The 12,598-nt window shown below is 45.8% G+C and carries 10 protein-coding genes; all 10 read right to left on the bottom strand.

The annotated features are described in order from the left end of the window. Positions 1–32 precede the first annotated feature (32 nt). The 10 genes from A3IE_RS0115340 to A3IE_RS0115295 all read right to left on the bottom strand — a co-directional run bounded on the left by A3IE_RS0115340 (position 33) and on the right by A3IE_RS0115295 (position 12,593). Positions 33–3,926 (bottom strand): DUF3683 domain-containing protein, encoded by a 3,894-nt coding sequence (locus tag A3IE_RS0115340; RefSeq protein ID WP_020396509.1) that lies wholly within the window; start codon positions 3,924–3,926, stop codon positions 33–35. Between the two features lie 131 nt (positions 3,927–4,057). Next, positions 4,058–4,978, bottom strand: a complete 921-nt coding sequence (locus A3IE_RS0115335; protein ID WP_020396508.1) for a porin — start codon at positions 4,976–4,978, stop codon at positions 4,058–4,060. A 104-nt stretch (positions 4,979–5,082) separates the two neighbouring features. After that, complete coding sequence (gene rpsI, locus A3IE_RS0115330; RefSeq protein WP_020396507.1) at positions 5,083–5,475, bottom strand: 30S ribosomal protein S9; 393 nt, start codon at positions 5,473–5,475, stop codon at positions 5,083–5,085. Between the two features lie 3 nt (positions 5,476–5,478). Then, entirely contained in the window at positions 5,479–5,919 is a 441-nt protein-coding gene (gene rplM, locus A3IE_RS0115325; RefSeq protein WP_020396506.1) for a 50S ribosomal protein L13, read from the bottom strand. Positions 5,920–6,189: 270 nt separating this feature from the next. Next, positions 6,190–7,167 (bottom strand): glycosyltransferase family 2 protein, encoded by a 978-nt coding sequence (locus tag A3IE_RS0115320; RefSeq protein ID WP_020396505.1) that lies wholly within the window; start codon positions 7,165–7,167, stop codon positions 6,190–6,192. 23 nt (positions 7,168–7,190) lie between these two features. After that, positions 7,191–8,087 (bottom strand): glycosyltransferase family 2 protein, encoded by an 897-nt coding sequence (locus A3IE_RS0115315; protein WP_020396504.1) that lies wholly within the window; start codon positions 8,085–8,087, stop codon positions 7,191–7,193. Positions 8,088–8,089: 2 nt separating this feature from the next. Then, on the bottom strand, positions 8,090–8,308 hold the full coding sequence (locus tag A3IE_RS0115310) for a hypothetical protein (protein WP_020396503.1): 219 nt from the start codon (positions 8,306–8,308) through the stop codon (positions 8,090–8,092). A gap of 1 nt (position 8,309) precedes the next feature. Then, on the bottom strand, positions 8,310–10,358 hold the full coding sequence (locus tag A3IE_RS0115305) for an HAD family hydrolase (RefSeq protein ID WP_020396502.1): 2,049 nt from the start codon (positions 10,356–10,358) through the stop codon (positions 8,310–8,312). Next, complete coding sequence (locus A3IE_RS22220) at positions 10,351–11,529, bottom strand: glycosyltransferase family 2 protein (RefSeq protein WP_020396501.1); 1,179 nt, start codon at positions 11,527–11,529, stop codon at positions 10,351–10,353. Before A3IE_RS22220 ends, A3IE_RS0115305 begins: the two co-directional genes overlap by 8 nt. 65 nt (positions 11,530–11,594) lie before the next feature. Then, positions 11,595–12,593, bottom strand: coding sequence for a class I SAM-dependent methyltransferase (locus A3IE_RS0115295; protein ID WP_020396500.1), 999 nt, complete (start codon positions 12,591–12,593; stop codon positions 11,595–11,597). Between the last annotated feature and the right edge of the window lie 5 nt (positions 12,594–12,598).

Here is a 12,598-nt window from a genome sequence, read left to right as displayed (position 1 = left end):
TACCTTACTCCATCAGTAAGCGGCGCAGTATTTTATAGCAATACTTTTTCAATACCGCCGTTCGTAGCTTGATCTACAAAGGCTTTTTGCCAATCTTCGCCTAATAGATGATTGGCGAGTTCTACTACAATATAGTCGGTTTGCAACCCAGTATCATCTGCATAACGCGCTAAACCTTGCTGGCAGGCTGGGCAGGAAGTCAATAACTTCACATTACCATTTTCCGCGCTATCTTTACCGGTTAAATCCTTAATGCCCGCACGCAAACTTTCTTCCTTGCGGAAACGTAATTGGCTGGCAATATCAGGGCGCGATACCGCGAAAGTCCCAGCCTCCCCGCAACAACGATCCGTGAGTTTGACGGTATTTCCCAAGAGGTTTTCCGCCACTTTAAGCGGTGCATATTGTTTCATCGGTGTGTGGCAAGGATCGTGATACAAGTATTGTACACCTTTAACACCGTCCAACTTCACCCCTTTTTCCATCAGGTATTCGTGAATATCCAACAAACGACAACCGGGGAAAATACGTGAGAATTGATACGTGAGCAATTGATCCATGCAAGTACCACAGGACACAATCACGGTCTTAATATTCAAATATTTCAGGGCATTGGCGACACGATGGAATAGCACACGATTTTCAGTGGTGATTTGACCACCTTTTTGTAAATCGCCCATTGAACTTTGCGGATAACCACAGCACAAATACCCTGGGGGCAAAACCGTGGTCGCACCCACGCGATACAACATAGCAAGGGTAGCTAGCCCTACTTGGCTAAACAGGCGCTCTGAACCACAACCGGGGAAATAAAACACCGCATCCCCTACCTCACTACGCTTTGGATTGCGCAATATGGGAACAATACGGCTGTCTTCTAGACCCAATAAAGCACGGGTGGTTTTTTTAGGCAAGCCGCCTGGCATAGGACGCTGCACAAATTGAATCACCTGCTCTTTAATACTCGGTTTGCCCGTGGTGGCTTTTGGAATTTTCTCCGGATTCGCAATCCCCAAACCTTTGGCGAACTGATAAGCCAAGCGTTGTGCCGCTGCCCCACCCCGCACTAAACTGGTATGAGTCAATTTGATTTGCGTGGGATCGCGCATATTCAAATATTGCATCGCAGCCCAAGCGGCTGGGCTAGTACGCCTTTCCTTTTTCTGGCGCAGAATATTGCGCATACGAATAGTGACCGTACCGAAATCAATATTCACTGGGCAAGGCGTCACACATTTATGGCAGATAGTACAATGATCCGCCACATCATTCATTTCATCAAAGTGATGCACCGAAATCCCACGCCGCGTTTGCTCTTCATACAAGAACGCTTCAATCATCAAACCTGTCGCGAGAATCTTATTGCGTGGCGAATACAGCAGATTAGCGCGAGGCACATGGGTCGTGCAAACCGGTTTACATTTACCACAGCGTAGACAATCTTTGATGTCATTGTTTAGCGCGCCCAGTTCGGTATTTTCCAACAAGAGTGCTTCACGTTCTACCAGCCGTAAGGACGGTGTGTAGGCATTTTGTAAGCCAGAGCCGGGCATTAATTTCCCGCGATTAAAATGACCCTTTGGATCAATTTTCTGTTTATAGCTAGCAAATTCTTCAGCCTCACGCCTATCCAGATATTGGTATTTGGTCAAACCAATCCCGTGCTCACCTGAAATAACTCCATCTAAGGAGCGTGCCAACACCATAATCTGATCCACAACATGATCTGCTTCTTGTAACATCTCATAATCGTTGGAGTTCACCGGAATATTGGTGTGTACATTACCATCCCCCGCGTGCATGTGCAGCGCGACAAATAAACGGCTAGAACGAATGCGCTGATGGATTTTCTCCAATGCCGCTAATAAAGGCTCAAGCTCGCGCCCCGCGAAAATATCTTGTAAGGGTGACACCACCTCACTGCGGTAGGAAATACGCAAATCACGACGCAGTAATAAATCAATTAAACGATCCGCTGGACGCAGTGCCGCTTTGGATGTCGCATCCAATAACGCGAGGTGTTGCTGCGCCGGCTCAGCAAAGTTTGCTAAAATGGCCACCCAGCGTTGTTTACGCTGTTGTAAGAAATCTATGGCATGAGCAATTTTATTTGCTAGGATTTGGCGACTTTCTACACTCGACTCATAACTCTGCTGATAGCCCTGTACGTGGCGCAACTCTGGCAAATCACCTTGCAAATACTCCACCAAAGCATCAATCATACGCACTTTGTTTTGCATCGATTGCCGCACATTAATGGTTTCAATGCCCTCTGTATAAGCTGCCAGATTGCGTAAGGGAATTACGACATCTTCATTGATTTTAAAAGCATTTGTGTGTGCTGCAATCGCGGCAGTGCGTGAGCGATCCGCCCAAAATTGTTTACGTGCTTCTGGACTGATCGCAATAAAACCTTCCGCATTCCGCGCATTCGCAAGGCGTACCATTTCTGCGGCGGTGGCTGAAACAGCAGCTTCATCATCACTCACAATATCGGCAATCAAAACCATTTTCGGCAAAATACCGCGTGCTCCTTTAGGGGTATATTTCACCGCTTTGACATAGCGCTCATCCAAATGCTCAAGGCCAGACAATAAAACATTATTCAGGCTATCCAGATAATCTTTAATCTCAACAATCGCCGGTACGGCTTCATGCAAATCAGTGCCATAAAATTCTAGGCACACCGTGCGAATCTGATCCGGCATCCGGTGCAAAATAAACTCAGCCGAGGTGATTAAGCCATCACAACCTTCTTTTTGTATCCCCGGCAATCCACCCAAAAACTTATTAGTAACATCTTTACCTAAGCCTTCTTTGCGGAAATAACGCCCTGCAAAACTTAGAATTTCTGGATCGCCTTGGGGTGTTGTACCATCGTGCTTAAAACGTTGGACTGAGAATTTCACCTCAGGCTGATCGTGAATTTTCCCTAGATTATGGTTTAAGCGTGTGACTTCAAGCCAAGTAGCATCGGGTGCTACCATGCGCCATGACAATAAATTATCCAGCGTCGTTCCCCATAATACCGCTTTTTTGCCCCCAGCATTCATGGCGATATTGCCACCAATCGTTGAGGCTTCTTGCGAGGTTGGGTCTACAGCGAACACTAATTTATGTTTTTGTGCTAAATCCGATACACGTTTGGTCACTACACCCGCACCAGTACGCACCACAGGAACCATTTGATCGACGCCCGGAAGATCACGACGAAAATCGACTGAGCCTAAAAACTCCAGTTTTTCGGTATTAATCACCGCACTATAAGCATCCAGTGGAATAGCACCACCGGTATAACCAGTACCACCCCCACGTGGAATCACGGTCAAGCCCAGCGCAATACACGCCTCCACTAAGGCTGCCATTTCCTCTTCGGTGTCAGGTGCTAATACTACAAACGGCAACTCAACCCGCCAGTCGGTCGCGTCAGTCACATGCGAAACCCGCGCCAAACCATCAAACTGAATATTATCTTTACGGGTAATACGTTGAAATTGATGGCGCGCACGTTCGCGCAAACTGGCCTGCGCTTTAAAATTTTCGGCAAACTCAGCCAGCGATTTTTCAGCAATATCTAATAATTCTAAGGCCAAACTATTCTGATTGGCGCGCTCACGAATACGATCAATCCGCTCTTGTAAGGTATCTAATAAGGATTGCTGGCGCTTTTGATTCTCTAATAAATCATCTTGAATATAGGGGTTACGATTCACCACCCACATATCGCCCAGCATTTCCAATAGCATATGCGAGGAAATACCCGTGGCACGCTCACTGCGCAATTGATCAAGAATCTGCCATGCTCGTTCACCCAATAAACGTAGCACAATTTCTTTATCAGAAAACGAGGTGTAGTTATAAGGAATTTCGCGGCTTGGTGGTGCGTCAAGCGGTAAGTCGACTTTTATAGGTATAGGTGCTGTCATGAGTGGCATCAAGCTGTCAAAAGGAAGTTGAGTTTACCGCGATGCAGCAATGAAAAAAACCATAGATTCGAAAGCTTGGCAAAGTAATGCCAACAATCGCTAGCCAGCTAGCTTAAAGCTATTTTGAGCGCTTAGAAACTGTGTACTAAACCAATGGCCGTGGTACGGACTTTATCACCCTCCCGATGCTCACGGTTCTGATTAACGCTATATTCTAAAGTAATACGCGTTTTTTTATCCAAAGCATAATCCACACCCGTTGCCATCAGGGTTTCTTTTTTACCGCCCGCCTCCGCTTTATTGGTGCCGTATTGGGCTTTGAAGGTCAGTTGACCCGACTTATAGGCTCCATTGAGGATCTGTGCCTTATAGCCCTCGCCTGCATCGGGCTTGTGGCGCTCCAACACCGTACCCACTTGATAACCGCTCGGTTTTTTATAACTAAAGGTAAAACGATTCGTGCGAAAATTATCTTTGGCACGCACCGTTCCTGCCGCCGCGTAAATATCACCTTGCTGATAATTAATCATAAAATCCGTGGCGGTGACTTGATGATGCTTAGGGCTTAGATCATCATCGCTAGATACTTCAAAGGCATAACCAAAAGCGCCAGATTTATTAATATAAGCGATACTCTCCTTATGAAAAACTTCACTTTCTAGAATGGTATTATAATCACCATACTGGTCAGCAAATAACTCTACCCACTCTGAAGACACTTGAGTCGCCCCCAGTTGACGGCCTGCACGCAACTCGCCCCAATCACCGCGTAAGCCTGTCCAAGCTTGACGGGTATTTTTGCGGGTATTGTTATCTTCGACACTGACGAAACCTTCAATCATATAAGTGACATCCAGTTTGGGGTCAAGCGCTTGAAAACCGCGCACACCCACCCGTGAACCCGTACCACGTACTTGTGAATCCTTATTACCATTCGCTTTGACTTGGCCATACGAGACATCCAGCGTTCCAAACCAAGTGGTCTCAGCCAGTGCACTCGCTGGCGTCATGATACTTGCGAGTACGGCTACTAAAGCACGTCTGTTATTCATCGCAACTCTCCCCATTGTGATCTGTGGTAGATGACTCATAGTCCAAATGCAAAAAAAAAGCCACAAAGTACAACCTTGTGGCTTCTGATAAAACGTAGAAAGGTTTAACGCTTAGAGAACTGAGTAGCACGACGAGCTTTATGCAAGCCGACTTTCTTCCGTTCAACTTTACGCGCATCACGCGTTAAGAAACCAGCTTTTTTCAGTGAACCACGCATGACTTCATCGTATTGCAATAAAGCACGAGCAATACCTAAACGAATGGCACCTGCTTGTCCAGTAGTACCGCCGCCTGTCACCGTCACGTCGAGGTCAAAACGATCAACCATATTAACGTTTTCTAAAGGTTGACGCACAACCATACGCGCGGTTTCGCGACTAAAGAACTTTTCAATGGGTAGACTATTAACAGTAATAGCCCCTTTGCCAGCACGCATAAAAACACGAGCTGAAGAAGATTTACGACGACCGGTGCCGTAATATTGGGTATCTGCCATAAATTACTCCTTACCCTTAATATCCAGCGTTAAGGGCTGTTGTGCTTGATGATTATGCTCTGCACCGGCATAAACTTTGAGTTTACGATACATCGCACGACCTAATGGGTTCTTAGGCAGCATACCTTTTACAGCGATTTCTAGAACACGACCCGGCGCACGTTCTTGCATTTTCTCAAAGGAGAACGCTTTCATGTTACCGATATAGCCAGTGTGTTTGTAATAAATCTTGTCTTTGGCTTTGTTGCCACTTACGGCAATCTTGTCGGCATTAATGACGATAATATAATCGCCAGTATCGACATGGGGCGTGTATTCCGGTTTGTGTTTTCCACGCAAACGCCGGGCTACTTCGGTTGCCAGGCGGCCCAATGCCTTACCTTCGGCATCAACGACAAACCAGTCGCGTTTGACCTCAGCCGGCTTTGCACTGAATGTTTTCATTCCAGACTCCAAGAGAGTGTGTGTAATTATCTGAAAAAAATAGACCGCGCATTCTACGAGAAGCGCCTACTAGAAACAAGCTTTTGTCTTGCATTCTGCAAAAAAAAACGCGACCCAAGTGAGCCGCGCAATTACCACCAAAGGAGGATGGAGGAGTGTAGCTTAGTTTCCAAAAGCAGTATGAGTACATACTAATAATCTAATATGGAAGAGTCAATAAGCCTATCTCTTCAGAGATGGCTAAAACTTACCTCTATCCCTTTGATTTAATTATTGGCTTACACCCGTTGCTGCACGCCATGTTTCGCTGGGCGACAAGGGCCTTTGTAGCCAATAAGCCTTTTGTAAACTAATGCGCTTAACCCATGACTCTGGCAAGCGTTGATAGTGCTTACCCAGTTTAAAACCAATCAGTTTGATTAAAGTTTGTAAAGCCGCCAGCGGTAATAAATGTTTGTGGCTTTTATTCAAATACTGAATCAGTGAACGTACATACACCCATGCTTCCTGATCTGGTTTGCCCACTTTCGCCAGTAAAGCCGTTTCATTCGCATGAAATACCCCCACATCAAAATAGCGGCGCAACAAATGCACTAAGGAATAATGGTGTGAATGGCGTACTTGGCTGGTGGCTGAATAAACCGTTTTCCAACCTGCTAATAAGAGCCGCGCTGCCACATAACTATCTTCGCTAACAATCGCGTGCTGTGGAAAACCGCCGATCCGATGCAACACACTAGCGCGATAAGCAGCATAAACATCTGAGGAAAATGCTGCCCGAAAACCTAAAGTTTGAAAATCAGCGTGAGCACGAATGGCACTTTGCTCAGGATAAGTAAATAAACGCGCGTGTTTCTCAATCGGGCTTGCTGTTTCATGCGCCACATGACGCCCATAAGCGAGTGCTACCTGATCATCCTCAAAATGACTCAATAACTGTTGCAGCGAGTCGCGTTGCTCTAAAAGGGCATCTTGGGTTAAATAAACCAAAAAGCGTGATTCTGCACACAGTTGTGCCGCACGCTGACGCGTTCCACCATGATTAAAACACTCCGGATCGACACGATAAACCTCAAAACCCGCCTCGACAGCCTGCTCGACTGTGCCGTCGCTTGAGCCAGAATCCATGACCAAATAACGTCCAGCATAAACGGTTTGATGACGAATTCCATTCAAGCATTGTGTCCACAATGCCCCTGCATTGCGCGTCATGACAATGACTGCCACATCTGGGCGACTTATTAACATTGTTATAGCCCCGCTTGGTTTGATTAAGCAAATAGCATGAGTGCTAGATTTGCTGCAATTCCTGATTTAAAAAAACGATACTTCAGAATGTGGCGGCGGCGTTGCCAAGCACATTCATATTGCAAATTCGCTAGCGCCTGAATCTGATGATAATCGGCGCGGCTTAACTGTTTCCCGAAGCACTCCAAAAATGACTCGGCTTGGCGACTCCACGAATTAATGCGTTCGGCTATCTCGAGTCGACCCACGCGCACACGAGCCCCCACAACATTCCCACTATGTTGGCGATAGCCTATTAAAGGCCGATCTAGCGCTACTATCTTCCCAAACCATGCACAAACCAAGGCCAGCCAACGATCATGCAATATAGCGCCTTGAGGTAGCGGGAACGCTAGGTTGGCAGCGGTACGATTAAACATGCAAGCACAGCCGGAAACGACATTACTCACCAAATAATCTTTTTTGGCCTGATGTACATCAAAATCGCGCAACGCCCAAAACGATGGCGCAATTAAGCTTTTATCCTCATTGAGCACTGTGAGATCTGAATGAACCAATAAGGGTGTGGTACTGCCCTGCTTAACTTCCAAAGCCTGCAAACGCGCTAAACTGAGTTCCACTTTCTCCGCAAACCACACATCATCTTGGTCACAGAACATCAGATAAGGCGCTGTACTTAACTCAACCAAACGGCTAAAACTCGCCGCACACCCGAGCCGTGATCCAGCCTCTAATAATTTCACTTTATGCGGATAGCGTTTTTGCCAAGCCATCAAATGTTTGATGGACTCATCCGTTGAAGCATCATCACGAATTAATAACTCCCAGCTACTTTTCGTCTGTTGCAACAAAGACTCAAGCAACTCATCTAACCAAGGTGCGCCATTCCATGTTGATAATAGAATCTGCACCTGAGCCATGCTTAATGACGCTCAAAATACATGCGCCATTGGCGCGCAAGCTTACGATTTAACAGCACTTGCTTAAAACGCTGGGCATACCAAATCATCAGCGCTTTAACGCCTGGACTAAAACATTTCCCATGACCCGATGAAAAACGGAATGCTTGGGCATAAATGAATAAGCGCCACGGAGTGATTTGCAAATGAACGGATGATATGGATGGCTTAGCACGGCTCATATTATTTTTTCACCGCCCGTAAATACGCCATACGCAGCACGAAATTAGTCATATTCGTGGGAAAACCTGCCAGCCATGCATAACGCCATGCTGACACTTTAAAGCGATGCCAGAGCTGCCTTGGCTTTAATAGGTCTTGCCATGAGAGTTTATCGCGGCCAATGCTTAATATATGATCGTGTCCGAAATCCTCAGTGTGCACCAATTGCGACAATAAACGACTTTCTTCGCGGGTTGGATACACCACGGCACGCTCCAACAAACCATAGACATAGGGCAAAATTTCAACACTTTGGTAGCCAGTTAGACGCTGTACTGCTTGAAAATGTCGCCAATGCGCGAGAATGCCCTGCTGTAAACTGGATACCATGTGATTACAAGCAATTTCAGCCATACGATCCGGCGCAGTCGGCGATTTCAACACCGGCTCAACCACCCCAGCTTGCTCACGATAAGCAATCGTTGTCGCTTCTAAGGCACGCGCACCTTGCTCAAAAATCTCTTCAAATTCAGAAGGAATACGCTCACAGGCATTATCACGCCGTGAATCATGAATAATGCCTTCACAATAATTTTGCGCCCCAAAATCATGATAAAGCTTAGGTACGAATGCAAAGTAATAGGCATTAATGATTGGAAAATCAGCACGATGGCCAAATGCCTGTTTAAGAAATTTTTGTACCGTGCCATTCCAGCCAATATCGACTAGCGCAATATGCTTATGTTCAAAAAAACCAGACTGTTCTAAATAAGCTTCTAATAAACGGCGGTGCTCAATACCTAACGGGCGAATTAGGGCTTGTACATTTGCATCTGCTAAAAAATCTAATAGGCGCTTATCATTCCAATCGTGAATGGGTTGAGCCATCTCGCGAAAACCATGGCACGCTGCCAAATAACGTAAACTGTCCTCTGGCACACCGTAGATTTTGCAAATAGAACGCAAACCCTGTTGTTTTGGATTATAAAAAGCGACTTTAGCTTGTTCGTGGGTCAAGCCATCTGCAGTTGAAGCCGCCGTAATAACTTTGCGCGAGAGGTATAAATAGCTTTCGGGTAGTTTTTGAGGTAAGGCTTGGTACATTTGTTGGAACAAATAACCATCACGTGCCACAAAGAAAATTTTATCCACTGGTTTACGCGTTAGGCGTTCTTGTAAACCGAGCATAAAAGTGCTGAATGCCGCGCCTAAAACATCGCGTCCATAGCGATAATAAAAATCATCACTCGCTGGCTCTAGGGCGCGTAAGCGCTGTTCTAGTACAGAAAAAAAATGTTGACCTTTCCATGTGCTGCCACGTTTTGCCATGTTGGCCATTAGAACTTGTGTTTCACGCTGACGTAAGGCCGCTTTCTCTAATAACCAAATGCCTTGAATACCTTGTTCACAAGCTGCTCGTCGATCTGAAATAGGATTATCACCAATATGAACCCAAGTGCTAGGACTGATATTTAATTCATCGCGAATGCTCGCAAATAATCGCCCTGAATATTTCCCTAGACACTGCTCTGAAGAAACATGCACCTGCTCGAAATAAGACAGCAAGCCTTTACGACGCAAGATTTCCAACAAATGGGCACGTTCCAAATACATATCAGAAATCGCCAACACACGCAGCCCTTGCTGCGCAAGCCAATGCAAGAAAGCTAATACATCGGGTTTAATATAAAGGGCGAGTTGCTCCAATTCTAATTCGGTGGTGATGATAAAACGTTGCAATGCTAAATCCGCGTGACCGACCAAAGCCTCCACCCACGCACTGACCCACTCCCCGAAACGGCACTCGGGATCCAACCAATCACGTAAGGCTTTTTGGCGTAATGCTTGCTCAGTTTGCTGACGTAATTGCCACACCTGCTCGATCGGTCTAGCCAAGGACTTCGCCACCTCACGACATACCGCATATTGCACTTGCTCAGGAGTATCAATACGCGCCAAGAGCGTGTCAAAAATATCTAAGGATACTGTTTGTAATTGCCCACGCTCTAAACGTGCTTGTAATAAGTCACGTACTTGCGCAAAGTTGTGGGCAATTAATTTATCAGGCATGGCGCACCGGATGTTGCACTAGCTGCTCCCGTAACCAACGCCAAGGCTTTAATAAAGTCTCACCCAGACGGTAAGAGCGACTGGCATAAACCTTGACTTGCTCAGCACGCAATTGGCTGATTAATTGATCACGTTCGGCGATCCACGCATCACGATCACTGACCCACGTTTGCTGTTCTTTAATTAAAGCATCGCGCTCAGCAATCCAAACTTCACGGTCAGTAATCCAGATTTGCTGCTGTGCAATTAATTCATCCCGATCCGCAATCCATGCATCACGATCTTGGATAAGGGGAAATAGCTCAGACTCTTTCGCTACCAACCAGTTATGAATTTCGCTTAGCCATTCTTCACGAGTATAGCGATACAAATTACGTAATTGGCTTTGCAAATGGGTGAGTTGTGCAAGGTTTAAAGCTGGCGCTAGGGACAACTGATCCAGCAACAATTGCATATTCTCTTCAATGGCCGCCAAAGGCTTTTCACGAATAGTATTACTAGCGTGCAAGCGATAATGGAGCAATGGCTTATCCCAGAGCATACGCCAATTAAAACCGGCTCGAACTAAACGCAAGGCATAATCATAGTCGTGCATGTAACGCAAATTGGCGAAACCACCCAAGCGCTCATAGACACGTCGATGCAGGAAAAAATTCGAAGTAGTAATTAAATAATTGCCTGCTAATAAGCAAGCTAATGCATCATTACTACTGAGATTTAGCTGTTTGAGCTGCGCATACCAGTTCAGCCAATGGCTTTCGGTTTGCTCGGGTTGGGAATGGGCATCCCAAAGTTCGATGGCAGTGCTTAGAAAATCGAGTTGCTCTTGCTCAGCCACTTGAAAAAGTGATGCTAGGCGTTCGGAGTGCCAAGCATCGTCAGAGTTTAAAATTGTTAAGTATTGACCACATGCGAGTTGCAAACCTTGATTAAGGCTAGCAGGCGCACCTTGATTCACATCATGGCGATGTAGTTGTACGCGTTGATCAGCGTGCTTTTGTTGCCATGCTTGAATAATAGTCCACGTTGCATCACTGGAAGCATCGTCAATGACGATAAGCTCCCAAGCTTGAAACGTTTGATTACGTACTGATTCCAGTGCCTCAAGCACCCATGGGGCATGATTGTAGGCGGGAAGAATGATACTAATCTCGGGTACTGATGCGCACATCGCTGTACTGCGCCCCTGTTGTTATTTATTGTTGTTAGTGCAGCAAAGAGCCTGATTGCCTTAGTCTAGCAATGGGTGGTTAAGCGATCCTGAACAAACTCACCACGCCATAACCCCGCCAAGCTACGTAATAAACGCCAACTACGTGTGGCATAAACACGACCCAGTTCCTCTTGATGAGACTTTAAATCATGTTGCGCACGTTCCAATTGACGTTGCTGCTCCTGCATTTGTAATTGCAAACCATTAATAATCTGTTGTTTTTGCTGCAAATTACTAAAGACCTTCCCCCAAGTATCCCAAGAAGCTGCCATCGGTTTTAGATTATAGCGGTTCTCATCGGAGTGTTTAGACTTTGACTGTGGCAATGGCAAACCCAAGGACAAAATAAATTGATACGCGACGGCATCGGGTTTGTGGAAGTAATCTAATATACGGGGTGTGGCATCCACACCAACTTGGCGTAAGTAGCGCGAGATCACCGTATCGGGAATATCATGCCACGTATAATCCACTTCATTTAGGCTAAAGCCACTACGCTCAACCAGTGACTTCAAGGTTTTTAAGGTAAAAAACTTCAGATGTGTGCTATCCAGTATACCGGCATCTTCGTAACGGAAATCGCCCGTCAATAATTCCAAACGCACTGATACATGCGCCACATTCGGCACTGATAATAAGATCACACTTTCATCCATTAAAAATGGCTTAAGGCGTTCTAATAAGGACTGGGGATGCTTTAAATGCTCTAATACATCAACGAGCGTAATGACATCAAATTTTTCGAATTGCAAGGCATCCAAACTATGGGGATCGTCTAAATCTTCGGTAAATACATAATCGCAATAACGCTTGGCTTGGTCTGCTAATTCAGCATCTTTTTCGACACCAAACACTTTGGCTTGGCATTGTTCTTTCATCAGGCGGCTCATCGTGCCATCACCGCAGCCTAATTCTAAGACCTGCGCATAACGTGGAATACGTTGCACGATTTGATAGTGAGAATGATTTGGGTCTAAATCCTTAAAGGATTTTGGAGGATTAGCCACTACGGTGGGTGTCATAATAA

It is taken from the genome of Thiolinea disciformis DSM 14473 (assembly GCF_000371925.1).
Classification (GTDB): domain Bacteria; phylum Pseudomonadota; class Gammaproteobacteria; order Thiotrichales; family Thiotrichaceae; genus Thiolinea; species Thiolinea disciformis.
This window is presented reverse-complemented; position numbering and strand designations above follow the sequence as displayed.

Bases quoted from the DNA above. Each gene is read 5' to 3' on its own strand.
- A3IE_RS0115340 (WP_020396509.1), bottom strand. From the start codon at position 3,926: ATGACAGCACCTATACCTATAAAAGTCGACTTACCGCTTGACGCACCA.
- A3IE_RS0115335 (WP_020396508.1), bottom strand. From the start codon at position 4,978: ATGAATAACAGACGTGCTTTAGTAGCCGTACTCGCAAGTATCATGACG.
- rpsI (WP_020396507.1), bottom strand. From the start codon at position 5,475: ATGGCAGATACCCAATATTACGGCACCGGTCGTCGTAAATCTTCTTCA.
- rplM (WP_020396506.1), bottom strand. From the start codon at position 5,919: ATGAAAACATTCAGTGCAAAGCCGGCTGAGGTCAAACGCGACTGGTTT.
- A3IE_RS0115320 (WP_020396505.1), bottom strand. From the start codon at position 7,167: ATGTTAATAAGTCGCCCAGATGTGGCAGTCATTGTCATGACGCGCAAT.
- A3IE_RS0115315 (WP_020396504.1), bottom strand. From the start codon at position 8,087: ATGGCTCAGGTGCAGATTCTATTATCAACATGGAATGGCGCACCTTGG.
- A3IE_RS0115310 (WP_020396503.1), bottom strand. From the start codon at position 8,308: ATGAGCCGTGCTAAGCCATCCATATCATCCGTTCATTTGCAAATCACT.
- A3IE_RS0115305 (WP_020396502.1), bottom strand. From the start codon at position 10,358: ATGCCTGATAAATTAATTGCCCACAACTTTGCGCAAGTACGTGACTTA.
- A3IE_RS22220 (WP_020396501.1), bottom strand. From the start codon at position 11,529: ATGTGCGCATCAGTACCCGAGATTAGTATCATTCTTCCCGCCTACAAT.
- A3IE_RS0115295 (WP_020396500.1), bottom strand. From the start codon at position 12,593: ATGACACCCACCGTAGTGGCTAATCCTCCAAAATCCTTTAAGGATTTA.